The following is a 26147-nucleotide window of genomic DNA, read 5'->3' on the forward strand; positions in this document are numbered from 1 at the left end:
AGGTGATGTAAAGGTAGTTGACGGCACCGCGGGGGAGGGCGTGGGGGTGGTCACCGCCGCGGGTTGGAGTTAGCGGGGAGGTGATGTCACGTCCCCGCTCTGGAGAGTGAAATATGGTCGCGCGCCCTGGAAGGCGAGGTCTACTCCGCGTTGTCCTCGCCGAGGTACGCGGTGATGGTCGCGGCGCCGTCTCTCACCACGACGCCGTCCTTGATGTAGTGGCGGGCCGTCACCGCGACGCGAGCATGGCCCTGACCGCCGTTGGTACCGATCTTGGCGATGATCGCCAGAATCAGGTCCTTTGCGGTCACTCCCTGCGCGAGCTCGCCGGAGACCTCGATGGCCATCGTTTTGAAGGGCTTCAGCGAGAGCGTCTGGGTGGCCATGACGTGCTCTACCTCAGAGGTGCCGATGCCCATCGCAATCGAGCCGAAAGCTCCGTGGGTGGAGGTGTGCGAGTCACCACAGACGATCGTCATGCCCGGCTGAGTGATGCCGAGCTGGGGCCCAACGGTGTGCACGATGCCCTGCTTGACGTCTCCCATCGAGTGCAGTTTCACACCGAACTCGGCGCAGTTCTTGCGCAGCGTCTCCACCTGCAGGCGCGAGGTCGGCTCCTGGATCTCGAGCAGATTACCGGAGGAGATGCCCAAGGTGGGCACGTTGTGGTCCTCGGTGGCCAGGTGCTGATCAGGGTGGCGGATCTTGCGGCCCGACATGCGCAGTCCGTCGAAAGCCTGGGGCGAGGTGACTTCGTGGAGGAGCTGGAAGTCAATGTAGATCAGGTCGGGGTCACCGTTGTCCCCCTTGGTCACGACATGATCCCGCCACACCTTTTCGGCGAGTGTCAAAGGCTTGTCAGCCATCGCTATCCTCCTGAAGATAATCACCCAAATTCTCAATATGCGGGATGCTAGTATCCATCTTGTGAGACAGTATAGCGAAGATTCCGGCATCAAAGTGCTCGACCGTGCGATTGCGATCGTGAAATCAGTCGCGAGGGACGACAAAACACTCGCATCACTGAGCGAGGATACCGGCCTGCCTCGTGCGACCACGCACCGCATTGCATCCGCACTCGAGGTGCACCGCGTGCTCACCCGCAATCCCTCCGGCGAATGGGCGATCGGACCAGCCCTGGCAAGTTTCTCGGCGAAGGCCTCCCCCCGCCTCCTCGCCGCGGCCGAGCCGATCATGCGAGAGCTCGTCGCCACCACCCGGGAGTCCGTGCAGCTCTACGTACTCACCGGAGACACCCGTACCTGCATTGCCGCGGAGGAGCCCCCGAGCGGGTTGACTTACACCGTGCCGATCGGCTCCCAGCTGTCCCTAACCGCGGGCTCGGCCGCGCGCGTCTTCGCCGCCTTCGGGTTGATCCCGAACCCGGCGTTTAGCCAGGAGATCCTCGCCGACGTCCGGGCTAGCCGACTCGCCGAGTCGGTGGCCGAACGCGAGGTGGGACTGGCCAGCGTGTCCGCACCCATCATCGATTCCTCCCAGCTCGTCGTCGCCGTGCTGTCGGTTTCGGGTCCCGCGGAACGATTGGGGCCGCACCCGATCGCGACATGGGGCGCGGAGCTTGCCGACGCCGCCACCCGACTCGGCTCAGCGCTATAGGGCACTCCCCCCATCTTCACCACCCGAGGGAACTTCGGGCACACCCCCACCGACTAAATTCCTCCACACCCGCTCATCCATCCGGCCCCCAACGACCTCACTGAGGAGGCAACGCCGTGGAGCTCGATCTCGTTGATCCTTCACGATGGCAGTTCGGCATCACGACCGTCTACCACTACATTTTCGTGCCGCTGACGATTGGCTTGGCGCCGATCGTCGCGATCATGCAGACAGTCTGGCATGTCACCGGTAAAGAGCAGTGATACCGCGCAACCCGGTTCTTCGGCAACCTGTTCTTGATCAACTTCGCAATGGGCGTCGTCACCGGACTGGTGCAGGAGTTCCAATTCGGAATGAACTGGTCGGAATACGCCAGCTTCATCGGCGACGTATTCGGCGCCCCACTGGCGTTCGAGGGACTCGCCGCGTTCTTCTTCGAATCGGTCTTCCTCGGAGTCTGGTTCTTCGGCTGGGGCCGCGTCCCACGCCTGGCCCACCTCGCCTCGATCTGGACGGTGGCCGTCGCCGTCAACGTCTCGGCCTACTTCATCATCGTGGCCAACTCCTTCATGCAGCACCCCGTCGGTGCCCGATTCAACCCGGAAACCGGCCGCGCCGAGCTGATCGATTTCGTCGCGCTGCTGACTAACCCGACCGCGCTGCAGGCGGTGCCCCACGCAATCTTCGCCGCATGGATGCTCGCCGGAACCTTTGTCTGCGGCATCGCCGGTTGGTGGATGGTGCGGCAGATGCGCGCGGGCGATCCCGATGGAACGGCCGCCACCCTGTGGCGCACCTGCACGCGCTTCGGCGCCTGGATCATTCTCGTGTCCTCGGCCGGCGTCGCCCTGACGGGTGATGCGCTGGCAAAACTGATGTTTGTCCAGCAGCCGATGAAGATGGCCTCGGCCGAGGCACTGTGTCGCACCGAGACCGACCCCTATTTCTCCGTCCTGTCGGTCTCGACGATGAACAACTGCGAAACCGCAGTTCACGTGATCGACGTTCCCTTTGTCCTGCCATTTCTCGCGCAGGGCAAGTTCACCGGGGTCACCCTGCAGGGTGCAATGGACCTCAACGAGCAGTACCAGCAGCTCTACGGCGAGGGAAACTACATCCCGAACCTCTTTGTCACCTACTGGTCCTTCCGTTTGATGATCGGCTTCATGGCGGTGCCCGCCATCATGGCCCTTGTCGCGTTGTGGAAGACCCGCGCGAAGAAGGTGCCCTCGCAGCGCTGGATCCAGACCACCTGCCTCATCGCCCTGCCGGCACCATGGATCTCCAACTTCTCGGGATGGGTGTTCACCGAGATGGGACGCCAACCATGGGTGGTCCACCCCAACCCGGACTTTCAGGGTGCACCCGGCCCGAACGCGGAGGAGGCAATCCACATGACGGTCGATTTCGGCGTCTCCGACCACGCAGCCTGGCAGGTACTGCTGAGCATGGGCATCTTCACCGCCGTCTACGGCATCCTGGCGGTGCTGTGGTTCATGCTCATGCGTCGCTACGTCAGCCACGGGCTGGACCAACCGGGTATGGCCGCCGGTGATGCCGCCGACCCCGCCACGGCCTCCTATGAACCCGCGGGAGAGGCGGAGCTTGCACCCCTGCATTTCGGGAGCACCGATTCCGCCCCGCCCGCCGCGGATCGCACGCGGCATGACCGCGCAGTTGAAAGGGAGACACACTAATGGATCTCAACACCGCCTGGGGCGATCAGGTATGGAACTTCGCTCTCGACCCGGGTGAGCGATTGCTTGTTTCCGGTCCCACCGGGGCCGGAAAGACGACATTGCTGCAAACCATTGCGGGGCTGAACGCGCCGATATCGGGCAGTGTCTCCGCCCCGCAGAACACCCGCTTTTTCGCCGAGGACGCCTGGATATTCTCCACCACGGTGCGCGAAAACCTTCGGGTTGGCGCCCCCGAGCTAGACGACGCGCTGGCTAAACAGGTCCTCAAGGCGGTCGGTTTTCCCTTCGGGCTCGACGTCGTTGTGGACAACGGCGCCGAATCCCTCTCGGCAGGGCAGCGCCGCCGCCTCCTGCTCGCCCGCGCCCTGTGCGGCGACGCCGAAGTGCTGCTTCTCGACGAGCCCACGGCCCACCTCACCCCCGATGACTCGGAGACGCTGCTGCACATGCTGCTGACCCAGCCGCTGCCCGGCGCGCGGGCGCAGCGCACAGTGATCGTCGTCGCCCACGAAACAGGTGCTTAACGTGCTTTGCCGCAGGTCTTAACTGATCTGGTCAACCTGGTCGAGCTGGTCGATCGCATCGAGTGTGCCCGCGGGCCAGTCGACGTTCTTCGCCAGCGGAATCTGGTGGGAGGCCGATTCGAGGATGTGCATGAAGTAGCCGGCGGTGTTCGGAATCGCGATGATGTCGCCGGCGGAGACACCACGTGGGAAGCGGATGCGGCGGCGCAGGATCACCTCATCCTCGATGCAGTACGCCCCGACCAAGAAGGCCTCGAGTTCCGCGGAATCCGGGGTGCGTTTCACCAGGATCGGATCGACGAGATAATCGTCCGAGGTAGTGCGGCACTGGGTGCGGTTCATGTGCAGACCCACCAGGGGAAGTCCGTCACTGCGGGTTTTCACGAACGCCACCTGGGCGAGGATCAGGCCGCAGCCGTCGAGTAGCGAGCGGCCCGGCTCGAGGTGCAGGCGCAACCCGCGCTCGCTGAGAGCCTCGGCGATGCCGTCGGAGAGCACCTGCTGCAACCACGCACCACGGGTCGGCTGCTGGTGGAAGGGATAATGCGTGCTCAACGGGTCGGACTTCCAGGTAAACGGTGCCGCGTAGCCGGCACGCTGCGTGCTGATCGCGCTGCAGTAGTCCTCCCACTGCTCGGCGTCGTCGAGATAGCTCATCGGCACCCCGCCCCCGATGTCGATGAACTCCGGGACGTGGCCGGCTGCGCGCAGGCTGTCGGTCAACTCCATGCATTCGCGCAACGCCGCGGCCCGATCCGCCGCAGCGTAACCGTGCAGATGGGCGTGCACCCCGACAACCTTGACGCCCTCGACGGGGCGGGCAAGATGATTCTTCCAGGTATCGAGACGCTCGCCGAAACGCGTCGGGGGCATCATGGCGGGATCCGGGGCCAGACGTGGTGCAACATAGGCCGGGTTGCCGCCGGCGAGCTCGACGATACGGTCGTACTCATCACGGTTGTCGGCGGAGATGACCACACCCGACTCAATGGCCAGGCGCAGCAGGTGGTCGGTCTTGATCGCAGCCGAAACGATAATGCGCTCCCCCGGCACGCCCCGCATCAGGACCTGCCGCAACTCGTCGTAGCTGGCCACATCCACGCCGTGGCCGGCATCACGCACCGTGTCGACGAAGGCGATGCCCTTGTTCGCCTTGCGGGCGAAGAACACCTTCACCTCGACACCGCAGTCTGCCCCGGCCTGCACGAGCTCGTCGATGTTAGACACCATCGGTTCTGGATTGAGGATGTTGACCGGGCTGGAGTAGGTATCGAGCAGGCTCTGGCACCGTTCCGGATCCGCGAGCAGCTCATCGACCCATCCCTCCGTGCGCGCGGTCAGCGGCGGTGTGCCGTGCACCCGCTGCGGGTGCACCATCGCGGCAGCCGAGACGCGCTTGGCCCAGGCTGGAATGACGTCGTCCTCGCTGCGGCGCAGCGTGTCGTGGCCGAGGATCCATCCCTCGCTCATCCGCCCGGCCGCGGCAAGATGCTTCTGGCCCACGAGTGTGCCGTCTGGCTCGACGCGCAAGGCCCGATTGTTGCCGGTGTTGGTGTAGGTCTGCCCGATGCCCGCTTCCACCAGGAAGCCGACGAGCGTGCCCGGCACGACACCGGCGGGCGCGGTGACTGAGTCGACGATGACGTCCGCCCCCACCTCCGCGGCGAGTGCGCGCAGGTCCTGGTCACCGCGCTGCATGACGTCGACACGCACACGCCCGGAATCCAGTGCCTCGACCAGATCGCGGGCCGTGTCGGCGGGAGGCCCGAAGGCGACGCGCTCGAGCACGCGGGTGAGCCGGTAAAAGCGCTCGCCACCGAGGGTGTCGCGCCCGCCGAAGGAGGCGCGACGGATGATCTGCGGATAGAGGGTTCGGAAGGTGTATCCCACTGCCAGTGCTGCAGTCCACGGCCGGGTTGCCTCGGCCGCAGCCAGTGAGGTGCGCAGCTCGGCCACGGCATCCCCGGTGAAGTCGGTGCCGTCGATCACGGCCGCGACATCGCCGTCACCACCCTGGGCGCGCAGAATAGTCTGCGCGGCCTCGGTCAGAATCGCGCGGAACTGGTCGAAGCCCTCACAGCGCCGGATTTCCTCCGCGTGAGGCGCCAGAGCAGACGCACGTGCCGCCTCATCCTCGGGATAGGCCTTGACTTCCATGAACCGGCCGGTTCGGGTGACCGGGTAGATCCTTCGGGCGGGAACGTAGCGGACCACATCCATAAACGACAACGCTGCCCCGCGCACGAGCAGGACGTCGCCGCGCCCGATCGAGTCGAGATTCGTATGCGGGTAGGCGCTTTGCGCACCTACCACCGGTTCGGCGGGAGCATGGCCGGTGCACAGCAGGACCTCGGCAAACAGCTCGCCCTCGACCACAACACCGCCGTCGACGGGAGTGAGGTTTGAAACCTTGCGCTCAATCATCTCGAGAGTGCAACCGCGCGGGAGGTTCTCGCGCAGCGCTTCCCAGGAGGCGAGGAGGAATTGCCCCACCGTGCGGCGGGAGGGAAAGTCGTCGTCCGCGCCACGCCAGGTGTTGAAGGAACTCAATCGGGTCTCGATCACCCCGGAGGGGACGTTGAGCAGCCATTGCTCGGGCGTATCGGGCCGGAAGGCATCCGGTGCACTGAGAGCGTCGAGGGGGGCGTCGTTAAGCACCGACAACTCGATTCGCGCACCACGCTGCCGGGCACGTTCCATCAGCTCCTCAGCCGCCCAGAGTCCGCGCGGTCCTGCGCCGATGATTGCTACCTTCACGTCACGTTCCTTTCCACCCAGTCGTCGTTGTAGATCGTATCCAGATACGCACGGCCGTCATCATGGAAGATGGCGACGATCTCAGCGGCCGGATTCTGCTGCGCCAGCGTATCGACGGCCCAGGCCACCGCGCCGCCGGAGGCCCCTGGCAAAAACCCCGTTAAGCGCGCGGTGCGCCGTGCCGCCGCAACCGCATCACGGGCGGCGACCCGGATGACTTCATCGGGCTGTCCCAGGGTGGACAATTCCGTGACCACCCCCGCACCGTATCCGGGCAGGATGCGTGTGCCCCGAGTGCCGCCGAAGAGCACGGAACCCTCCGCATCCACGGCGACCACGCGGGTGGGCATGTCGTGTTCGCGCACGTAGCGCAGACACCCGCCAACCGTACCGGTCGTGCTCACCGCCACGGCGAGAATCTCAGGGGCATGGCCGAGCTGCGCGACGACTTCTCGCATCGTGCCCTGGCTGTGGGCGATGAATGCCGCCTGGTTCGAGTACTGGTCGAGATTGACCGCGCCAAGCGTTCGCTTCAGTTCCGCCACTTTGTCCCGGCGCGCCACGAGCCAGTCGCCACTTACTGGGTCGGGGTCCGTAACCTCGTGAATCCTCGCCCCGAGCGCGCGGATGTGGGCCAGGGTGGAGGCGTTGGTGCGACGATCGACAACGCAGTGGAACTCCCAGCCGCCGAGGGCCGCCTCACGTGCGAGTGCCACCCCGAGGTTGCCGGAGCTGGATTCGACCACGCAGGTGCCCGGTCCAATCAGCCCCCGCTCGGTGGCATCGCGGACCATCGCGCGCGCTGTGCGGTCCTTGGCGCTTCCACCGGGGTTAAAGGATTCGAGTTTGCCCCAGATTGGGCCTGCACCGGCCGGGCGTATCCCGTCCATTGTGATCAAGGGGGTGTGCCCGATCGTTGACAGGATCCCCTGTGACGAGTCAGTTGGCATAATCACAACCTTATGTGTTTGCGGGAAGAGCTGTCGCATACGGCCGGCCGCAGCTTAGGAGTGCGCATGTTTCGCGTTGCGTTCACGCACCCGCAAGGCCGTGTTCATCTCCCTTCCCTATGGTGTGACCAGCCAATTGTGATCCCTGCGCCGAGGAAGGTTCCCACGTGTCCAATAAGTCCCCCATGTCGCACAGGCTCTCCCGCCGTTCCCTGCTCATCGGCGGCGGGCTCGCGGGAGCAGTCGCCGCCGGCGCCACCACACGGTTCGGAGCTGCCCAGCCAGCCACTGCCCAGTCTGCCGCGGCCCGGCAGCAATCTGCCGCACTACCACTGCGTTTCGATGCCAACGGGCGATTCACAATCGTCCAATTCAACGACACCCAGGACGGTCCCTTGACCGACCGCCGCACCATCGAGTTCATGGGCCGGGTGCTCGATCAGGAGCGCCCCGGATTCGCGCTCATCAACGGTGACGTGATCGACGGGTCGCCGACGACGCCGGAGGAAGTGTTCCAGGCGATCAACAACGTGGTCATGCCGATGGAGTCGCGTGGCATTCCGTGGGCGATCACCTACGGCAACCACGACGAGGACTCCGTCTCGGACCACGGCACCGGGGTGATGGAGTCCCATATGAGTGAGTTCGTGCGCTCCTACAAGTACAACCTCAACCCGCCGGCGGGTGATCGGGCCTTCGGCCACTCCGATGCCCAGCTGCTCGTCGAGTCCGCCCGTAACGCCGGCAGTGCTGCCTTTGCGGTGTGGCTGCTGGACTCCGGTAACTACATGCCGGATCAGTTCCAGGACGCCGCCGGTGAGGATGTCCCCCACTACGACTACATCCGCCCGGCCCAGATCGAGTGGTACCTCGATCGATCCCGTGAGGCCGAGACCCGTTTCGGTGCGCCCGTGCCGGGACTGATGTTCTTCCACATCCCCACCTACGAACACCGCGACATGTGGTTCGGCGGCGCGGAGAAGAGCGGTGCGATCGATCACTCCGCTGCTGTTGCCAAGCACGGCATCGACGGGATGAAAAACGAGGACGTTTACTACGGTGCCTTCAACTCCGGAATCTACGCCGCCGTGCGCGACCGCGGCGACGTACAGGGCATCTACTGCGGTCACGACCACATCAACAGCTACTACGGCGATTACTACGGCGTGGAGCTCGGGTACTGCCCCGGCACCGGGTTCGCCCCCTACGGGCTTCACGACGGCACCCGCGACCAGCACACCCTGCGCGGGGCCCGGGTCTTCGAGCTGGACGAAAACACCGAGCGCGTCTATACGGCAACCCGCCTCATCTTCGCCAAAGATCTCGGCGCGGACATGGCTCCGGCCACGCAGCCCATCGATGCTCCGGCGCCGATCCCAGACTACGTCACCATCCCTGCGGTGACCCCGACGCCGGTGGCACCCGCCGAGCCAGCCACCTCGGCGTCGAGCGGGTCCTCCGGCTCGTCCGTCTAACCCCCACCCCACACATGCTGACCAGTACATGCTTGTTCATCGAGTTAAGCTGTCACACCGAGCGCCCTCCACTCGACTGACAAGCATGTACTGGTCAGCATCTGGCAGGAGTCAACCACGGCTCAGGCCAACTAGACTGCAGGTCATGGCCAAGGACATTGATTCACGTTATGACGACGGCATCGCGGTGCGTCGTGAGGTGATGGGCGACGGATTCGTCGACGCCGCCCTCGAGCGCGCCGCCGGTTCAGACGGTGAGGAACTGCAGAACCACATCACCGCCACCGTCTGGGGTTCGGTGTGGACGCGCGAGGGACTGAGCCGGCGCGACCGCAGTCTGCTCAACATCGGCATGCTCGTCGCCCTTCGGTCCACCGAGGAGCTGCGCGGGCATGTGCGCGGAGCACTGACCAACGGCCTGAGCCGTGAGGAGATCACCGAGGCGATCATCCACGCGAGCGGTTACTGCGGGGCGCCCGCGGCGTTGTCGGCGATGAAGGTCGCACAGGAGGTCCTCGAGGCGGAACTTGGGCCGCGTGAGTCTTGAATCACGGCGCCTGAGAATTAACCGCCCAAGTCGAGGACGCCGCGCACCCGCACGCTGACGCGCCCACCGACCCAGATTTGGTCGCCGTCGTCGCGGACGTCGATACGCCCCGCCCTGCCGACCTGCATCCCCTGGACTGCGGTATAGGACGCAGGTGCGATCTCGCGCGAGCGCATCCACTGGGCAAGCGCGGCGTTGAGGCTACCAGTAACCGGGTCCTCATACTCGGGTCTGAACCCGCGTACCTCGTAGAGGGGATCATCTCGCCCCGTCAGCGCAACGACCCCGAGCTTGAGCTCACCCGAGTACGACAGTGCACGAAGCGTATCGACGTCCGCCACCTGGACCATGATCCAACCTGGGCCGTTATCGCCCCAGGCAGCGGCGTGGATTTCCTTCATGCCGAGACCGAGGGACTTGGCCACCCGGTCCAGCTCTGCTGCGCTGAGCGGCCCGCACTTTGTTAACGGTGGCGCGGCGAACGCCAGCTGTTCGCCGTCGACACGCACGGCGACGGTGCCGGACTCGCATTCCTGCATTAAAACCCCGGGTTTTCGTGGGGTGCCGCCCAATTCGAGCCACGCTTTGGCCGTTCCCAGCGTGGGGTGGCCGGCGAAGGGCAGTTCGCGCGCCGGCGTGAATATGCGCACCCGGTAATCCGCGTTCGGATCGCGCGGGGTGAGGATGAAGGTGGTCTCGGAAAAGTTCGTCCACGATGCAATGCGCTGCATCATGGACGTATCCAGAGCATCGGCACCGGCGACAACGGCCAGTGGATTGCCGGTGAACGCACCAGAGACGAAGACGTCCAGTTCCAAAAAATCGAGCTGAGCTGCCATGATCTGGAACTCTACTCTGCAGCTGCAGAGTCAGCCGGTGCGAGCCTGTTTCACGGCCGGCACACTAGCGCTGGATGTTACCTTCGGCGTCGTACTTGTAGAAGCCCTCTCCGTCGCCGATGCCCGAGCGGCCCTCCTCGATCATCTTGGTGGCGATCTCGTTGAACTTCAGCTTCCACTCCGGCAGTTCGGCGCCGGAACCCTGCGCGACGTTGACGATGGAACGCAGGCCGATGACATCCATGATCTCGAACGGACCCTGGTCGGCGTTCATCGCGATGCGCCAGTCCTTGTCGATCTGGTCGACGCTGGCAATGCCCTCGACGTAGAGCTGCTGGGCTGCCTGGAGCAGCGGCACCATCATGGAGTTGAGCAGGTACTGGCGCTGCTCCTTGTCGATGATGATCGGCGCGAGGTTGGCCTCGTTGGCGAACTCCTCAACGACGTCGCGGTACTTCAGGTCCGTCTTCGGGTTGGGCATGATCTCAACAAGGTTGCGTGCCCAGACGCGGTTGGCGAAGTGGGTGTTGATGAAGCGCTTCGGGTCGCCGGAGGCATCCGCGATCTCGCTGCCCAGCAGCGACGAGGTGTTGGTGCAGAAGATGGTGTGCGACGGTGCTGCCTTGCCCAGCTTCTCCCAGGTGGAGCGCTTCAGGTCGAGCTTCTCCGGAACTGCCTCAATAATAATGTCCGCCTCAGCGACGGCTGCTTCCATGTCCGTGGTCAGCGAGAGGTTCTCGTGAGCCTTGGCGACGCTTTCCTCGCTAGCGGTGTCGAGGTCGGCGATCATGGACTTGCCAATGGAGTTAAAACGTCCCTTGGCGGCCTCAACCGCGTCGTCGTTGATGTCCCATCCGGTGACCTTAAACCCGGCGTGAGCGACGACGAATGCGATCTGGGCACCCAGGACGCCTGCACCGATGACGGAAACGTTCTTAATGTCAGTCATGACACTTCCTTTGCTGTAACAAAAATTTTCATTGTACGTGTCCAAGAATACACCGCTTACGGGGAAGTGCCAGGTTGCTCTATTGAGCTATAGCGCGATCAAACCGATGACGGCGGCGGCAATCACGACCGCCCACGCCGGCAGTTTCCACGCCTGCAGCGCGGTAAACGATGCCGCAGCCACAGCCATCGTGGCCGCGGAGGTTACACCGACGATGAAGACAGGGTCGTACAGCGCGGCGGCGAGGATGCCCACCACGGCCGCGTTCGCACCAGCGATTGCGCGCGCCGCGGCGGCGTGCTTGCGCAAGCCCTCCCACAGCGGCAACGCCCCGAGGACGAGCAGGGCGGCGGGGAGGAAAATCGCGATCGTTGCCACTACGGCCCCGATCGCCCAGTGCACCCCTTGGGCGGATGCGCCGAGGAAGGAGGCGAAGGTGAACAGCGGACCCGGCACCGCCTGCGCGGCGCCGTACCCGGCGAGGAAGGTGTCGTGGTCAACCAGCCCGGTGGGCACGGTCGCGCTCTCCAGCAGCGGTAGGACAACGTGGCCACCGCCGAAGACGAGCGCACCGGCGCGGTAGAAGGTGTCAGCGATAAAAGCTGTTGTGTTGCCGGCCGCGGCCGCGAGCACAGGAAGAAGCACGAGCAGGGCTGCGAAAACCGCGAGCGACGCGAACGCCACGCTCTTCGGCACCCGCGAGCTAAACCCAACGTCATCGTCTGCATCGGGAGTCGCCCGGAGCGCTGCGAGCCCCGCGAGCATACCAACGACGATCGCGCCGACCTGGACGAACGGGTTGGGGATTAAAAGCACAAGGATGAATGCCGCCAGGGCAATACCCGCGCGGATCTTGTCGGTGATCAGCGACTTTGTCATGCCGAGAACCGCGTGCGCAACGACGGCGACCGCCACGGCTTTCAGGCCCACCAGCCACCCGGCGTCGGAGATGTCCCCCATGACCGCGACCCCAAGGGCGAAGAGTACAAGCGCGATTACCGACGGCATGGTGAACGCGAACCACGCCGCGAACATGCCGAGGTAACCGGCGCGTTGTAGCCCGACCGCCATGCCTACCTGGCTTGAGGCGGGCCCGGGCAGGAATTGGCACAGGGCGACCAAGTCGGCGTAGGTCTTCTCGCTCATCCACGTGCGCCTGGACACGAACTCGTCGCGGAAGTAGCCGAGGTGCGCCGTCGGCCCTCCGAAGGAGGTCAGCCCGAGTCGGAGGAAGACGGAGAAGACTTCGGCAACGTTACCTTTAACCTGCTGTGTAGACATCGTGAGATAGCGTCCCACATTTCGCGGCGTGCTGCCGGGTTCGCGAGCTTAGTCCGGGTGGCGCGGGTTGATCAGGCCGGAACCCGCCGGCGCGTGGGCTGGGTCCTCGCCGAGTTCAACCTGCTTGTTGTTCTCATCGACGAAGATGACCCGCGGGCTGTAGTCCTTAAGCTCTTGCTCCTCGTAATGCGCATACCCGATGATGATGACGAGGTCGCCGGGGCTGATCAGGCGGGCGGCGGCGCCGTTGATGCCAATCACGCCCGTGCCCCGGTCGCCCGTGATGGCGTAGGTGCTCAGTCGGTTGCCGTTGTTGATGTCAACGACGTCGATCTGCTCCCCCTCTAAAATGTCAGCAGCCTCCATGAGGTCAGCGTCGATCGTGCAGGAGCCGACGTAGTGCAGATCGGCCTGCGTGACGGTGGCTCGGTGGATCTTGGATTTCAACATGGTGCGCAACACGGTTTAAGAGTCTAGCTGGCGGTGCATGCGAGGGGTTTTACGTGTCCTCGTCCAACTTCCGTCGCACGTCGAAGCGTAGCGCCTCCGCCTCAGCTATCGCGGCGAGTCCGCTTCCGGCATCCGGTGCGACAGAAAGCTTGGTAATCAGGGCCTCAAGATCCCTTCTCAGAGGCCTTAAGGACGCTGGGTTTGCGAACAGTTTCTGCTCATAGGCCGTGCCGACACCACGAGTGCGGATGACCTCATCTAGGTCGACGAGGGCCTCAATCAGGTCGCGTTCGGTCTCAGCGGCAATGAGGGCAACTGACTCACCCATCTGCTCGACCTCCCGGAGTCCTTTGATGTGCTTCACGGCCCGGCCGATGATCCCCACACCAACCGCTGGGGTGGCCTAAGAATTCGGTCCAGTTGGTTTAAGCGTTGACCGTGTTTTCATATTTCCATTGTTCCGCATACTTCCGTGGACTGAGGTAGCCCAGAGGCAAGTAACTACCGGGTGAAGACCAAGTGTTTAGAGATTTCTCACAGGGAGTCTCTGATAATACGCAAAGCACTTTCCAGGGCCCTTTTGGAACCAGCCAGATGCCAATTCTCAAAGACTTGAACATCCCACTCGGGCTCCATTCCCCTAAGTAGCCCTTTGATAGAGAGCCAATCCCACAGCGGAACCTTACGATCACACAGAATGTGCACGCGTCCCTGTAGGAAGTCAGTTGCATCGAGCACGGGGCACCCACTAATCCTCACCTCACGCGCCTCGGCGAGGATTCCCAGCCAAGCACACCGATCTTCCGACGGGAAGCTTGTAGACACAACACTTTGCCCCAAGGAGTGTTCACCATCATTCCTGCAAAATCCTGGACTAGATGTACTGACCGGGGAGGTTAGTTAACCGGGACACCGGTGGAAGACCCCCACAAGTAATGCCCCTTAAGGTGGTGTAACTCGGTGGCCGAGATCGTCTGCAGATTCGTGTTGTGCACGGATGTAGAGCGGCCACCGTGTGATCCTTCGAGTCAACCGTCTAAAGAATCCTCGAATGGAGTCATCACGATGACCGCACCTCATATCGTCGACCCTGCCGGCCTTCTTGGCCAAGCCCTCGCCGAGGCGTCGCCGGATCTGATGCGCGAGCTGCTGCAGACCATGATCAACGCCTTGCTGTCCGCCGATGCCGACGCCGTCTGCGGGGCGGAGTGGAACGCCCGCTCTGCCGAGCGCACCAACTACCGAAACGGCTACCGCCACCGCCCGCTCGATACGCGGGTTGGCACCGTCGACGTGGCGGTGCCCAAGCTGCGGTCGGGGTCCTACTTTCCCGAGTGGCTGCTCGAGCGCCGCAAGCGTGCTGAGTCCGCGCTGATCACCGTCGTGGCGGATTGCTATCTGGCCGGAGTGTCCACCCGCCGCATGGACAAGCTGGTCAAGACCCTGGGCATTGACTCACTGTCGAAGTCGCAGGTCTCCCGCATGGCCACCGACCTGGATGAGCAGGTCGCCGCGTTCCGGCACCGGCGCCTGGATGAGGCAGGGCCGTTGACTTTCGTCACCGCCGATGCGTTGACGATCAAGGTTCGGGAAAACAAGCAGGTCGTCAAGGCCTCGGTGCTGCTGGCCACCGGGGTCAACGGCGACGGGCACCGCGAGGTGCTGGGCATGCAAGTGGCGACCAGTGAGACCAAGGCATCGTGGAACACCTTCTTCGCCGACCTGGTCGCCCGCGGCCTGGGCGGCATGCGGCTGGTGACCTCTGATGCGCACGCCGGCCTCGTGGATGCGATCTCGGCGAATCTGCCCGGAGCCGCCTGGCAGCGCTGCCGCACCCACTACGCGGCGAACCTCATGGCGGTGTGCCCGAAGTCCATGTGGCCGGCCGTGAAGGCCATGCTGCACAGCGTCTATGACCAGCCCACCGCAGACGCCGTCAACGCCCAGTTCGACCGACTATTGGACTACACCGAGCACCGGCTGCCCGAGGTCGCCGACCACCTCGGTGACGCTCGAGAGGACCTGCTCGCCTTCACCACGTTCCCCGACGACGTGTGGCGGAAGATCTGGTCCAACAACCCCACCGAGCGGCTCAACCGCGAGATCCGCCGCCGCACCGACGTTGTAGGGATCTTCCCCAACCGGGATGCCATCGTCCGCCTCATCGGCGCCGTCCTGGCCGAGCAGACCGACGAATGGGCCGAAGGACGTCGCTACCTCGGCCTCGAAGTCCTGAGCCGATGCCGACTCGCCCTGACCACCGACACCAGCTCGCAGACGGAGGTAAACACCGACCCACTGATGCAACTACCCGCCTGACCACCAACGAAGGATCAAAAACCAGTTACACCACTACCAGGGGCTTGACCTGAGTCACACCACCGCCCTCTCAGCGTTTGTGTAGAAGGTGTGCCTATGATGGCCACGCGCACATTGCTCAGGTGAACCCACCCGATCGCCAGGAGGCTTTGCTCATGTCCGGTGTCTTCAGCCGTCTTTCCGGTATGGCGGGCGCTTTGCGTCGCGGCGTCACGAATTGATGAAGGACGGCGTCGATAAGCTCTGGGAGATCCAGCGCGCCCCGAAGCGGGTGTTTTTGCACAACATCTCCCGCGACATCAACGTCCAGGAGGCGTGGTTTACTACCGACAGCGGCGATCGGCAGGCGCTCGGGCGGGTGCGCCCCGGCGAGCGTACGGAGATCCGCGCCTTCCGGCGGCGCAGCGGCGAGCCCATCTCCGGCCGCCTTGAATGGCGCGTACGCTCGATGCTCATTCCCGCCCGCAGCATCTGGCGTTCGGAGAAGCTGCAGGACCAGCCCACGGCCGACCCGGTGTCTTAGAGCACCAGCCCGATGAGCCCGCGGGCCACGGCGATCAGCCCGCCGAGCACGGCGAGCGTCAACGCGATCGTGCGCCCCGCCGAACGGGAGACCTGCGGGGCGGCGCGCACCCCGGCGAAAAGCCCGATGGCCAAAGCAACTACGCCGGCCACCCAGACCTGCCAGCTGGTCGTCGCGGACGCACTCGCCCCGACGGCGATCTTCGCCGTGAGTGAACCGATGCCGGCGATGAAAAACAGCGGCTGCAAGGTAGCCGCATAGAGGCGCTGATCCCAGCGTGCGGCCTGCGCGTAGACGGTGATCGCCGGGCCCGCCGCACCGGCCAGGGTGTTCATGAACCCGCCGATCGCTCCGGCCGCGGCCGCCGGCAGCCGCCCTGAGATCCGCGGGACATAGCGCTTGCCGATGGTCACCACCGACAACGCCACAAGCAGCATCACCCCGACGAGGATGAGCAGCGGATCCGCCGGGAGCTCACGCACCACGAACGCGCCGGGAATAATGCCGATGAGCAAGGCCGGCCCGATCACCGCGACTTGGCGCCAATCCACATTCGCCAGCACCGTCGTCGTCGAGGCGAAGGCGTTCACCGCGGCGAGCACGTTGACGATGAGGATGCCTTCGACCGGCCCGAACAACAGCATGAGCACCGGGGCCGTGACCAGGCCTAGGCCCATGCCGGAGATGCGTTGGAGGAAGGCTCCGAGAAGAACCGATAACGTTTGAAGCGCTATCGTCACGCAAATTTCTCCCGCATCGCCGCGATGACGCTCTCCGGCACGAGCCCGCTGACATCGCCGCCGTATTTCACCACTTCCTTGCACAGCGAGGACGAGACGTAGCCGAACTTCTCGTCGGTCATGACGAAGAAGGTCTCCACCCCGGACAGCCGGCGGTTCATCTGCGCCATCGGCAGCTCGTAGTCGTAGTCGAGCGAGGAGCGCAAGCCCTTGATCAAAACCTTGATGTTGTGCGCGGTGGTGTAGTCGACGAGCAGTCCGCCCCAGTGATCGACGGTGAGGTTCGGGATATCGGTGGTAACCGCCCGGATGAGTTCCTTGCGCTCCTCGATGCTAAACAGCCCGGAGGTCTTCGCCGGGTTGCCGGTGACTAAGACGGTGACCTGGTCGAAGTGTTCGGCGGCGCGTCGGAAAATATCGAGATGCCCGTTGGTCACGGGGTCGAAGGATCCGGGGCAGACGGCGATGCTCACAGCTTGTTCAGTCCTCTCTGGAGAAGGTGGCCATATCCATGCGGGTGCGGGAGTAGGTGCGTTTCTTCAGCTTCTGGCCGGTCGGGGTGAAACCTTCAGGCCAGTCGGTCTCTTCCGAGGCACTGTGGCGCTCCACCACCACGGCCGCGCCCTCGCGCAGGACCGGTACCAAGGCGTTGAGGATCTCGACGACCGTCTCCCCCGCCATCTCATAGGGCGGGTCCATGAGCACCATGTCATAGCTCTCCTTCTGCGCCCCCGCTAGGAAGCTGGAGACTTTCATCTCGTGGACATGGACGTTGGGATGCTTGACGACGTCAGCGTTCGCCCGAATCACCGCACAGGCGGAAGCATCGGATTCCACGAGGTCGACGCGGGCGGCACCGCGGCTGGCAGCTTCGAGACCGAGGGCACCGGAGCCGGCGAAGAGGTCGAGGACGCAGGCGTCGATGAACCCGAAGCGCACCTGCAACGAGGAGAACACGCCCTCGCGGGCGCGGTCGGTGGTCGGGCGGGTGACGTGCGGGGGCACCTTGATAATGCGCCCGCGGGCTTCCCCGGAGATGATGCGCGTCATGATCCCACCTCGATTACCACTTCGCCGCCGATAACGTCCGAGTAGTTCTCCCGGTGCAGGGCGGTCACGGTGCCGGGCCCAGGGGCCGGGACCGGCGCTTCGAGTTTTACGGCCTCGACGGTGGCGAGCACGTCTCCGGTGGTGACCTTCTGGCCCTCTGCGACGTGATACCGGATGATGCCGGCAAACGGTGCGAAGATCTTCATGGCCCAAAGTCTAGCGGTCTTAGCTTTTATCGAGGAACGCACGCGCGTCCTGCGTGATGTCCGAGACCAGGTGGATGGCCAGCTCGCGGTCGCGCTGCACCAGTTCGGCGGCATCGGCGTTGGCGCGTTCGATGAGCGCGTAGTCGTCGAGAAGGTTGAGCAGCTTCACGCTGCGGCGCGTGCCGGACTGGCTCACCCCCAACACGTCGCCCTCCTGGCGTTGGGCGAGATCCAGGTTGGCGAGTTCGAAGCCGTCGCTGGTGGCCGCCACCGCGGCGACGCGCTCGAGGGCGGGGCTGCCTTCGTCGGCAAGCGTGTGAAGCAAACAGAGCGAGGCGTGGCCGCCGCGACCGACGCGCCCGCGCAGCTGGTGCAGCTGGCTCACCCCGAAGTTTTCGGCTTCGCGGATGTACATGACGGTGGCGTTCGGGACGTCGACGCCGACCTCGATGACCGTGGTGGACACCAGGATGTCGACGCCGCCGCGCGCGAAGTCGTCCATGACGCGGTCTTTCTCCTCGCCGGGAAGGCGCCCGTGCAGAAGCCCGACGCTGAGATCCGGGAAGCGCTCGGTAGACAGGTAGGCGAAGACCTCTTCTACTCCCCCGTCGCCCTCGATGCGCGGGCAGACGACGTAGGCCTGCCTGCCGGCGGCGATCTCCTCGGCGATGCGCTCCCAGGCGCGTTCGACCCACGCCGGGCGGGCCTCCGGCACGATCGCCGACTGGATCGGGCGGCGCCCGCCGGGCAGCTGCTTCAAGGTGGAGACCTCGAGATCGCCGAAGACCGTCATGGCGATGGTGCGCGGGATCGGGGTGGCGGTCATGACCAAAAGGTGCGGGGTCAGCCCGTTTGCGCCCTTGTCGCGCAGCTGATCGCGCTGCTCGACGCCGAAGCGGTGCTGCTCGTCGACAACCACCATCCCGAGGTCGAAGAAGTCGACCGTGTCCTGGATGAGCGCGTGCGTGCCCACGACGATGTCCACCTGCCCGGAGACGATATCCAGCAGGACCTGGCGCTTGCGCGCGGTGGTCATGGACCCGGTGAGTGCTACCACCGTCGCGCTCACCCCGGCGGCGGCGATCGTGGTGGTCAGCGAGCGGGCGTGCTGGACGGCGAGCACCTCGGTGGGCACCAGCATGGCGCACTGGTGGCCGTTGTCGACGGCGCGCAGCATCGCCAGAAGCGCCACGATGGTCTTGCCGGAGCCAACCTCGCCCTGCAGCAGCCGGCTCATGGGATGGGCTTCGGCGAGGTCGCGGTCGATCTCGGCCAAGACCTGCTGCTGGCCGTCGGTGAGCGGAAAAGGCAGGCTATCCATGAGGTGTTGCCGGTGCCCGTCGGGTTTCTCGGCGAGTACGGGAGCGCGGCGCTCCCAGTGGTCGTGGCGGCGCAGCGCCATCACCAGCGCCAGGCCGAGGGCCTCGTTGTATTTCATGCGGCTTATCGACGCCGCCGGCCCCGCCTCGGGCGGGCGGTGGATGCCGCGGAGGGCGGCGTCGAAACCCGGCATGTCGCGCGGTGGCTGATCCAGCGGCTCCGGGATCTCGGCGAGGGTGTCGAGGATCTCCCAGATAGCGCCCATGATCCGCCAGGTGCTGAAGTTCTTGGTCGCCGGGTAGACGGGCATGTAGTCCTGGGCGCCGAGGAGGTCGCTGAGCGCGCCGTAGTCGGCCAGCGCTTTGAGCGAGCCGGTTCCCTGGCCTTTGCCGGAGGCATCGAGGACGAAGAAGTCCGGGTGCTGCAGCTGCGGCAGGCCCCGGAAGTAGGTGATTTTGCCGCTGAAGATCGCCACCGTGTCGGGTTTTAAGGCGCGCGCGGCGTAGTGCGAGTTGAAGAAAGACGCCGGCACGCTCATGCCGGAGTCGTCGACGATGTCGAAGCGGTTGATGAACTTCTTCGCGGATTTCCTTATCGGCGGATGCACGTTGACGACGGTGCCGACGAACGTGACTACCTCCCCGCTGTCCGCCCCGTCGAGCCCGGTGAGGTCCCCGTGACGACGATAGCGGCGCGGGTAGTGCTCTAAAAGCTCCTGGCAGGTGGTGTAGCCGAAGGCGCGCTTGATCGCCCGCGCCTCCTTGGCGGGCAGGACTGCCTTAAGGGCACGGTCGTCGCTGTAGCCCAGCACGCGCTACTCCACCCCGATCTCGGCGACCAGCCCGGTCGCGGTGAGCCCGGTGCCGTCGAAGACCATGACGTCGGCACCTAGGGCCTCGGAGAGCTTTTCGCCGTCGAGCGGTTCGACGGTGAGCACCGTGACCTGCTCGCCGCCGGATTCCAAGAGGCGGTGCGCGGCGCGTTCGACGGCCTCGGCGACGGATTCGGCCACGACGACGATCTCGCCGAGCACCTCGACTAGGATGTCGCCGCGCGCGCAAGGCCCGGCGGCGGTCAAAGCGGCGCGTTCGGCGCGCACGACGGTGGCGGTGCGCATCGCCGCGGCCGCCTCGCTCATGGCGTAGGACGTCGTCGCCAGCGGTTCTTCCGGGGTGTGCATGCCGACGGCCGCGATCCCCGAGACCAGCCGGGAGGTGGGCAGCAGCGTGATCGACTGCTCGAAGGCGTGGGTGGCGTTATCCACCGCGACGAGCTGACGCCGGCTCAGAAGCCCGTTCGGCAGCAGCACGATCTCGCCGGCCCGGGTGCGACGGATGAGCGAGAGCACCGCGCCGACGGGGTCGTCCTCCCCGTCACTGCCGGTGCCGGCGACCTCGATGACCTCGGCGCCGGCAGTGCGGTAGAGATCGGCGACCGCCCCGGGCGGGGTCAGGGCGAGCAGCAGGCGCTCGGGTTTTTCGGTGTGGACGACAGGCGTATCGGGAAGCACCTCGATGCGCAGGTTGGATACCGCGCCGCGCTGGAAGGCAGTTTCGATGACCTGGCCGGCGATGAGCGAGTGGATGTGGAAGGTGGCCTCGCCCTCGCCGCGGGCCACGGTGAGCGAGTCGCCGAACTCGGCGAGCTCGCTTTCCAGCTGGGACACGGTGTTCTCGTCGGCGGTGAAGAGGAACATGACCTCGAGGTTCGCCGGCTGGGCGTGCTCGCTGGCGGCGGGGGCCACCGAGTGCGGGTCGGGCGCATCGGGGGAGCTGCCTAACACCTCGGCGTAGAAGGTCTCCAGCAAGATGACCAGGCCAGCTCCTCCGGCGTCGACCACGCCGGCCTCGCGCAGCACCGCCAGCTGCGAGGGGGTGTTCGCCAGCGCCGTGCGGGCGGCGTCGACGGCGGCGGAGACGACGGTGGTGAGCTCGCCGCCGTCGTCACGCGCGTCTTGGGCGGCGACGGTCGCGGCGCGCAACACGGTGACGACGGTGCCCTCGACCGGCTCGCTGATCGCCTTATCGACGAGCCCCACCGCGATGGCCAGCGCATCCGCGAAGGTCGACGCGGTGAACTCGCCGGCGTCGACGGCTTGGTCAATACCGCGCAGCACCTGCGATAACACCACGCCCGAGTTGCCGCGGGCACCGCGGATGCTGCCGGTGGCCAGGGCGCGCACGACGGCCGCGAGCTCCTCGGCCTCTGCGGGATCCAAGGCATCGACCTCGGCGAGCGCGGCTTCCATGGTGTGCATCATGTTCGAGCCGGTATCCGCGTCCGGGACCGGGAAGACGTTCAGCGCGTTGATTTCGGAGCGCCGATCGCCCAGTTCGGCGACCACGCGCTGCGTCCAACGACGCAGATGCGTACCGGTCAGCGGGGCCAGAGTTGTCATAGTGCACCTATCTTAGTGAAGACCAGTCGACGGGTTCGCCTCCCTGTGCCTTCAGCGCCTCATTGGCTCGGGAGAAGGGCCGCGAGCCGAAGAAGCCCTTATTGGCAGACAGCGGCGAAGGGTGCGGGGATTCGATGCGCGGGGTATCGCCCAAAAAGCGGGCGGCGGTTTGGGCGTCGCGGCCCCACAGGATGGCCACGAGCGGAAGACCACGCTGAGCTAGCGCCCGGATCGCGACCTCCGTGACCTTCTCCCAGCCCCGGTTGCGATGCGACGCCGGGTTGCCCGGGCGCACGGTGAGCACCCGGTTGAGCAGGAGCACGCCCTGGGTGGACCAGCCGGTGAGGTCGCCGTCGTCACGCGGAGGGATGCCGAGGTCATCTTGGAGCTCGCGGTAGATGTTCACCAGGGAGCGCGGCGGGGCCACCCCCGGCTGGGTGGAAAAGCTCAAGCCCATCGGATGGCCCGGGGTGGGATAGGGATCCTGGCCGACGATTAAGACCTTGACGTCGTCGAAGGGGTCCTGGAAGGCGCGCAGGATGTCCTTGCCGGCCGGTAAGAAGGCGGGCTCGGCGCGGAGGAAGTCGCCGAGTTTGTGGATGGTGTCTTCGACCTCGGCGAGTACGGGCTGCCAGGTCTCGTGTACCGGAAGTGCCATGGTTTCTAGAAACTCTCCCACCCTGTGACGTGCGCGGGTTTCTCGCCGGCGACGGTGACCTCCCGCGATCTGGTGACCTTTCCGATGGTACGAAACCCCGATGGCGCCGGCCCGCTGGTGGTGGCCAAAAGAGTGTGGTCCTCGCCGCCGCTGAGCACCCACGACCAGGGGTCGACATCGAGGAGCTCGCCGGCCTCGATGAGCAGCGGGCCGGGGGCGATGGCGTCTTTCTCGAGGTCGATGCCCACCTGGGAGGCCCGGGCGATGGCGCCGAGGTCGACAACGAGCCCGTCCGAGTTATCCGTCATCGAGGTCACCCCGGCCGAACGGGCCACCACCCCGCGCCCGGCCGACAGCGTCGGTGCGCAGTGCGCCTCAACGAGGGGATCCAGATGCTCCGGCACGCCCGCGCGCCCGAAGCGCTCGAGCAGGGCGTAGCCGGCGGCCGAATGCCCGATGAGCCCATTGGCGACGACCTTCTGGCCCGCCCGCGCCCGATCCAGGGTAAGCGCCGGGCGGTTGCCGCCGAGCTCGCCGATCGCCGCGACGGAGACGACCAGCCGCTCGCTCTGGGTGACATCCCCGCCGACGAGCTCCGCGGCGAACTCGCTGACGGACTCGTCGATGCCCATCGCCAGGCGGCGGAGGAACTCCACTGGCAGATCGGGCGGGGCGGCCAGGGCGAGAAGCGCGGAGATGGGGCGCGCGCCCATGGCCTCGATATCGGCGAAGTTCGCGGTGATCGCCTTCTTGCCGACCTCCTCCGGCGTCGACCAATCCCGCCGGAAGTGCCGGCCTTCGATGAGCATGTCCGTCGTCGCCACGGTGCGCGAGTTCGGGGAGGCATGCGATAAAACGGCGGCGTCGTCGCCGTTGCGGGTACTCGGCGCGGCGCCGACGATTTCGGCGATGACGGCTTTCTCGCCGATTTCGCCGACGGTCACCTCTAAGTGCGAGGACGGATTCACGCGGAAGACGCCTTTCGATAGACTGACTGGTCATGAGTTCGACTGCCAGGAGTTCGACTGCTGTTCCTCAATTTAACCGCACGCTGATCTACATCAGCCTCGGGATAGCGGTTGTGTTCATCGTGGCAGTACTCGTCGGTGCTCGCATCATCTCCGAGCAGGCGGGCGACCAGCCCGTCGCCATGAGCGACCTACCCGCCCCGGAAGCCGACTCCCAGGAATGCAGCGAGCTTATCTCTCAGCTTCCCGACGAGCTGCTCGGCCATGACCGCGCCGAGATCGCCGAGCCCGCCCCCGCCGGCGCCGCCGCCTGGCAGAGCAGCTCGCTCGAGCGCATCACCCTGCGCTGCGGCATCGACCTGCCATTCCAGTACACGGAGTACGCCTCCACACACGACATCGACGGGGTGGAGTGGTTGCGTGTCGACGACATGACCCCCGAATCCGACATGTCCACCTGGTACGCGGTCGACCGCTCCCCCGTCGTCGCCGTCACCGCTGATGGGCGAGCGCTCGACGGCGCGGACAACCCAGTCGAGGATCTCGGTGGGGTCGTCGGCGAGCTGCCCGAGCACAACCACGACCCGCACCCCGCGCCGCTGAGCGAACTGGAGCCAGCTGCTGAGGATGCGTCGGATGCATGTCGGTCCTTGGGCACCGAGCTTCCCGACATCCTCGCCGACGGCTGGACCCACGCCACCACCTCCCAAGGTGATACCGCCGTATGGGCCAACGAAGGTGCCGAACCGATCGTCGTGCGCTGCGGTGTCGCTCCCCCGCCGAACTACCAGCCCGGCGAGCAGCTCACCCAGATCGACGACATCCCCTGGTTCGAAGACGAACGCCTCGTCAACGGATCCACCGCGTCCTACTGGTACGCGCTCGGCCGGGAGACCGACATCGCGGTGAGCGTGCCACAGTCGGCCGCCTCGGAGGCGTTGCCGGCCTTAGGCAGCGCTATCACCGCGGCGACCGAGGAGCAGTAGGGGCAGGTTTGGTTCTGGCGTGGGCTTGCGGGGTTTGCGGGGTTTGCTGTGAGGTCGAAAGGAGTCCGTCGAAAGGAGGGGTGGTTTCGACCGTCTGGGACTCGTTTCTGGGGTAGTCGTTTCGACCGGGCGTTCGAACGCGGTAACGCTGCATGGCTGTTAGGGAGACTGGCGTTCTGAGGGTCCGCTTTTCTGTACGGTTTGACGCTGCTACTGCACAAAGGCTTAAAGGAAGATGCTTGTAGGGCGCATCCTACAAGGTTTTGTGCAAGAAAATGGCCCGATTTTGCGTCCTTCAAGGTTCTTCCTTCAAGCATTTGCGTTCGAACGGCCCAGGAGGCCATAAAGTCGGCCGCCGCCGAGGTTGGGTGCCCGTATACGCATGCCGCGCTAACGCTGGTCGAAATCACCCTCATAGAAAGGGCTCTCGCGCGGTCGAAATCAGCACTCCTTTAGGGATCCCTGTTTTCGACCAGCGCAAGCGCACTATGGCTGCCAACGGCGCGAAGACTCTGGCAAACCCCGGCTACGTTAAGGACGAGGCTGATGGGACAAACGGGACTGATGAAACAGCCATACCCCAACACTGCATGAGCAAACCGGCCGAAACCGCATGAAGCCCTAACGCTGGTCGAAAGGAGGTAGTCGAAAGGAAGCGCCCTTTCGACCGCGCACCACTCCTTTCGGAGCACCTCCTTTCGACCAGCACAAGCGCACTATGACCACTCAGCCTGAACCAGCCTGAATAGCACAGACCGGCAAACGCCAGCGAACCGAAACCGCTACCCCCGCGGTCGCAACGCTGAGTTGATGAGGGTGTCGAGGAGCGTCTCGTAGTCAACGCCGCTAGCAGCGAACATCTGCGGGTACATCGAGATCGGGGTGAACCCGGGCATGGTGTTGATCTCGTTCAGCACGGGCCCTTCGTCGGTGACGAAGAAGTCGACGCGCGCCAGGCCCTTGCAGTCGAGGGCGTGGAAGGTCTTGATCGCCAGGCGCTGGAGCTCGGCGATCGTCTCCTCCCCCACCTCGGCGGGGATGCTGGGGGTGACCACGTCGTCGAGGTATTTCGCCTCGAAGCCGTAGAAACCCTCGTCGGAGTCCTCGGTGCCGTTGAGCTGGGCGGGAAGGCTGGCTTCGATGCGTCCGTCGGGGTATTCGAGGACTCCGACCTCCACCTCGGCACCGTGGACCATGGCTTCGACGATGACTTTGTCGTCGAAGCGGCGGGCGGTGGCGATGGCGTCGTCGAGATCCGCGGCGTCGGTGACCTTGGTGATGCCGATCGACGACCCGCCGCGCGCCGGCTTCACGAACACCGGGAGCCCCAAATGCTCGCGGTCTAAGGCGGAGAGGGATTCGTCGGCACGCAAGACCTTCTCTGGGGTAATCGGCAATCCTTCGGCGGCGGCAAGCTTCTTGGTGTACTCCTTGTCCATGCCCGCCGACGAGGAGAGCACGCCGGGGCCGACGTAGTTGACGCCGGCGAGTTCGAAGAGCCCCTGGATGGTGCCGTCCTCGCCGTAGGGGCCGTGCAGGACGGGGAAGACGACGTCGACGATCGCGTGCGTACGGCCGGCGCTGACGTTGGTGATCTCGCCTTCGCGGTTGGGGTTGAGGCTGAGGGCGAGCTCGTCGCGAAGCTGCACGCTCGGCAGCTGGTCGCCGTGGGCGCGGAGCTTCTCGGGGTCGTCCTCCCCGACCGTCCAGACGCCGGATTCGGTGATACCGACCGGGACGACCTCGTAGCGCTCGCGGTCGAGGTGGGCCATGACCGCGCCGGCGGAGATGCACGAAATGGAGTGCTCACTGCTGCGGCCGCCGTAGACGACGGCGACGCGGATCTTCGGGTTCTCGGTGGCGTTGGTATCGAAAGTCACGCTCGTGATC

The 26147-nt window shown here is 65.2% G+C and carries 23 protein-coding genes and 2 pseudogenes; 8 read left to right on the plus strand and 17 right to left on the minus strand.

Annotated features, from left to right (window positions below; genetic code table 11):
* Positions 1-245: 245 nt before the first annotated feature.
* Positions 246-866: pseudogene (locus C3B44_RS06320) on the minus strand (aconitase family protein); the annotation flags it as partial.
* Positions 867-903: 37 nt separating this feature from the next.
* On the opposite strand from C3B44_RS06320, the gene C3B44_RS06325 reads away from it, so the two are divergent.
* The 3 genes and pseudogenes from C3B44_RS06325 (at position 904) to C3B44_RS06335 (ending at position 3841) form a co-directional block, all read left to right on the plus strand.
* On the plus strand, positions 904-1617 hold the full coding sequence (locus C3B44_RS06325; RefSeq protein ID WP_108431627.1) for an IclR family transcriptional regulator: 714 nt from the start codon (positions 904-906) through the stop codon (positions 1615-1617).
* 116 nt (positions 1618-1733) lie between these two features.
* A pseudogene (locus tag C3B44_RS06330) lies at positions 1734-3314 on the plus strand (cytochrome ubiquinol oxidase subunit I).
* Positions 3314-3841 (plus strand): ATP-binding cassette domain-containing protein, encoded by a 528-nt coding sequence (locus C3B44_RS06335; RefSeq protein WP_108431628.1) that lies wholly within the window; start codon positions 3314-3316, stop codon positions 3839-3841. Before C3B44_RS06330 ends, C3B44_RS06335 begins: the two are co-directional and overlap by 1 nt.
* Positions 3842-3859: 18 nt before the next feature.
* Here C3B44_RS06335 and C3B44_RS06340 read toward each other — a convergent pair whose 3' ends face one another.
* Together C3B44_RS06340 and C3B44_RS06345 are read right to left on the minus strand one after the other, a co-directional pair.
* Positions 3860-6598: an FAD/NAD(P)-binding protein gene (locus C3B44_RS06340; RefSeq protein ID WP_108431629.1), complete on the minus strand. Its 2739-nt coding sequence runs from the start codon at positions 6596-6598 to the stop codon at positions 3860-3862.
* Positions 6595-7548 (minus strand): pyridoxal-phosphate dependent enzyme, encoded by a 954-nt coding sequence (locus C3B44_RS06345; protein WP_108431630.1) that lies wholly within the window; start codon positions 7546-7548, stop codon positions 6595-6597. The genes C3B44_RS06340 and C3B44_RS06345 overlap by 4 nt, the downstream gene beginning before the upstream one ends.
* A 167-nt stretch (positions 7549-7715) precedes the next feature.
* Between C3B44_RS06345 and C3B44_RS06350 the strand changes: the two genes are divergently transcribed.
* The gene (locus C3B44_RS06350; RefSeq protein WP_108431631.1) at positions 7716-9023 is read left to right on the plus strand and encodes a metallophosphoesterase; all 1308 of its coding nucleotides are present in this window, start codon (positions 7716-7718) and stop codon (positions 9021-9023) included.
* Positions 9024-9168: 145 nt separating this feature from the next.
* Positions 9169-9570, plus strand: coding sequence for a carboxymuconolactone decarboxylase family protein (locus tag C3B44_RS06355; protein ID WP_199222433.1), 402 nt, complete (start codon positions 9169-9171; stop codon positions 9568-9570).
* Positions 9571-9587: 17 nt separating this feature from the next.
* Here C3B44_RS06355 and C3B44_RS06360 read toward each other — a convergent pair whose 3' ends face one another.
* The 5 genes from C3B44_RS06360 to C3B44_RS06380 all read right to left on the minus strand — a co-directional run bounded on the left by C3B44_RS06360 (position 9588) and on the right by C3B44_RS06380 (position 13453).
* On the minus strand, positions 9588-10409 hold the full coding sequence (locus C3B44_RS06360; RefSeq protein WP_108431633.1) for a PhzF family phenazine biosynthesis protein: 822 nt from the start codon (positions 10407-10409) through the stop codon (positions 9588-9590).
* 64 nt (positions 10410-10473) lie between these two features.
* Positions 10474-11358 (minus strand): 3-hydroxyacyl-CoA dehydrogenase, encoded by an 885-nt coding sequence (locus C3B44_RS06365; protein WP_108431634.1) that lies wholly within the window; start codon positions 11356-11358, stop codon positions 10474-10476.
* A gap of 87 nt (positions 11359-11445) precedes the next feature.
* Positions 11446-12639, minus strand: a complete 1194-nt coding sequence (gene chrA / locus C3B44_RS06370) for a chromate efflux transporter (protein ID WP_108431635.1) — start codon at positions 12637-12639, stop codon at positions 11446-11448.
* A 48-nt stretch (positions 12640-12687) separates the two neighbouring features.
* Positions 12688-13101, minus strand: a complete 414-nt coding sequence (gene panD / locus C3B44_RS06375) for an aspartate 1-decarboxylase (protein WP_108431636.1) — start codon at positions 13099-13101, stop codon at positions 12688-12690.
* 37 nt (positions 13102-13138) lie between these two features.
* Positions 13139-13453, minus strand: a complete 315-nt coding sequence (locus tag C3B44_RS06380; RefSeq protein ID WP_146183479.1) for a hypothetical protein — start codon at positions 13451-13453, stop codon at positions 13139-13141.
* A gap of 701 nt (positions 13454-14154) precedes the next feature.
* Here C3B44_RS06380 and C3B44_RS06385 point away from each other — a divergent pair.
* The gene (locus C3B44_RS06385) at positions 14155-15408 is read left to right on the plus strand and encodes an IS256 family transposase (protein ID WP_108431638.1); all 1254 of its coding nucleotides are present in this window, start codon (positions 14155-14157) and stop codon (positions 15406-15408) included.
* A gap of 220 nt (positions 15409-15628) precedes the next feature.
* Positions 15629-15931, plus strand: a complete 303-nt coding sequence (locus C3B44_RS06390; protein WP_108431639.1) for a hypothetical protein — start codon at positions 15629-15631, stop codon at positions 15929-15931.
* Here C3B44_RS06390 and C3B44_RS06395 read toward each other — a convergent pair.
* Genes C3B44_RS06395 through C3B44_RS06430 form a run of 8 tightly spaced genes read right to left on the minus strand, consistent with a single transcriptional unit; the run spans position 15928 to position 23271 of the window.
* On the minus strand, positions 15928-16671 hold the full coding sequence (locus C3B44_RS06395) for a sulfite exporter TauE/SafE family protein (RefSeq protein ID WP_108431640.1): 744 nt from the start codon (positions 16669-16671) through the stop codon (positions 15928-15930). The genes C3B44_RS06390 and C3B44_RS06395 overlap by 4 nt on opposite strands.
* A complete protein-coding gene (coaD, locus tag C3B44_RS06400) occupies positions 16668-17144 on the minus strand; it encodes a pantetheine-phosphate adenylyltransferase (protein WP_108431641.1) in 477 nt (158 codons plus the stop codon). Before coaD ends, C3B44_RS06395 begins: the two co-directional genes overlap by 4 nt.
* Positions 17145-17151: 7 nt before the next feature.
* Complete coding sequence (rsmD, locus tag C3B44_RS06405) at positions 17152-17721, minus strand: 16S rRNA (guanine(966)-N(2))-methyltransferase RsmD (RefSeq protein ID WP_108431642.1); 570 nt, start codon at positions 17719-17721, stop codon at positions 17152-17154.
* Positions 17718-17927, minus strand: a complete 210-nt coding sequence (locus tag C3B44_RS06410; RefSeq protein WP_108431643.1) for a biotin/lipoyl-containing protein — start codon at positions 17925-17927, stop codon at positions 17718-17720. Before C3B44_RS06410 ends, rsmD begins: the two co-directional genes overlap by 4 nt.
* Positions 17928-17946: 19 nt before the next feature.
* Positions 17947-20058 (minus strand): ATP-dependent DNA helicase RecG, encoded by a 2112-nt coding sequence (locus C3B44_RS06415; RefSeq protein WP_108431644.1) that lies wholly within the window; start codon positions 20056-20058, stop codon positions 17947-17949.
* Positions 20059-20061: 3 nt separating this feature from the next.
* Positions 20062-21645: a DAK2 domain-containing protein gene (locus tag C3B44_RS06420; protein ID WP_108431645.1), complete on the minus strand. Its 1584-nt coding sequence runs from the start codon at positions 21643-21645 to the stop codon at positions 20062-20064.
* Positions 21646-21652: 7 nt separating this feature from the next.
* A complete protein-coding gene (locus C3B44_RS06425) occupies positions 21653-22303 on the minus strand; it encodes a uracil-DNA glycosylase (protein ID WP_108431646.1) in 651 nt (216 codons plus the stop codon).
* A 5-nt stretch (positions 22304-22308) separates the two neighbouring features.
* Positions 22309-23271, minus strand: a complete 963-nt coding sequence (locus tag C3B44_RS06430) for a thiamine-phosphate kinase (protein WP_108431647.1) — start codon at positions 23269-23271, stop codon at positions 22309-22311.
* 32 nt (positions 23272-23303) lie between these two features.
* On the opposite strand from C3B44_RS06430, the gene C3B44_RS06435 reads away from it, so the two are divergent.
* Positions 23304-24257, plus strand: coding sequence for a DUF3515 domain-containing protein (locus tag C3B44_RS06435; RefSeq protein ID WP_108431648.1), 954 nt, complete (start codon positions 23304-23306; stop codon positions 24255-24257).
* Between the two features lie 782 nt (positions 24258-25039).
* Here the strand turns inward: C3B44_RS06435 and C3B44_RS06440 are convergent.
* Complete coding sequence (locus C3B44_RS06440; protein ID WP_235840351.1) at positions 25040-26137, minus strand: D-alanine--D-alanine ligase family protein; 1098 nt, start codon at positions 26135-26137, stop codon at positions 25040-25042.
* Positions 26138-26147 lie beyond the last annotated feature (10 nt).

The organism is Corynebacterium yudongzhengii (genome assembly GCF_003065405.1).
In the GTDB taxonomy this organism is placed as follows: domain Bacteria; phylum Actinomycetota; class Actinomycetes; order Mycobacteriales; family Mycobacteriaceae; genus Corynebacterium; species Corynebacterium yudongzhengii.

Coding starts and splice junctions, on each gene's coding strand:
- C3B44_RS06420 (WP_108431645.1), bottom strand. CDS start 21,645: ATGACAACTCTGGCCCCGCTGACCGGTACGCATCTGCGTCGTTGGACG.
- C3B44_RS06360 (WP_108431633.1), bottom strand. CDS start 10,409: ATGGCAGCTCAGCTCGATTTTTTGGAACTGGACGTCTTCGTCTCTGGT.
- C3B44_RS06335 (WP_108431628.1), top strand. CDS start 3,314: ATGGATCTCAACACCGCCTGGGGCGATCAGGTATGGAACTTCGCTCTC.
- C3B44_RS06410 (WP_108431643.1), bottom strand. CDS start 17,927: ATGAAGATCTTCGCACCGTTTGCCGGCATCATCCGGTATCACGTCGCA.
- C3B44_RS06325 (WP_108431627.1), top strand. CDS start 904: ATGCGGGATGCTAGTATCCATCTTGTGAGACAGTATAGCGAAGATTCC.
- chrA (WP_108431635.1), bottom strand. CDS start 12,639: ATGTCTACACAGCAGGTTAAAGGTAACGTTGCCGAAGTCTTCTCCGTC.
- rsmD (WP_108431642.1), bottom strand. CDS start 17,721: ATGACGCGCATCATCTCCGGGGAAGCCCGCGGGCGCATTATCAAGGTG.
- C3B44_RS06390 (WP_108431639.1), top strand. CDS start 15,629: ATGAAGGACGGCGTCGATAAGCTCTGGGAGATCCAGCGCGCCCCGAAG.
- C3B44_RS06355 (WP_199222433.1), top strand. CDS start 9,169: ATGGCCAAGGACATTGATTCACGTTATGACGACGGCATCGCGGTGCGT.
- C3B44_RS06345 (WP_108431630.1), bottom strand. CDS start 7,548: ATGCCAACTGACTCGTCACAGGGGATCCTGTCAACGATCGGGCACACC.
- C3B44_RS06435 (WP_108431648.1), top strand. CDS start 23,304: ATGAGTTCGACTGCCAGGAGTTCGACTGCTGTTCCTCAATTTAACCGC.
- C3B44_RS06365 (WP_108431634.1), bottom strand. CDS start 11,358: ATGACTGACATTAAGAACGTTTCCGTCATCGGTGCAGGCGTCCTGGGT.
- C3B44_RS06425 (WP_108431646.1), bottom strand. CDS start 22,303: ATGGCACTTCCGGTACACGAGACCTGGCAGCCCGTACTCGCCGAGGTC.
- C3B44_RS06385 (WP_108431638.1), top strand. CDS start 14,155: ATGACCGCACCTCATATCGTCGACCCTGCCGGCCTTCTTGGCCAAGCC.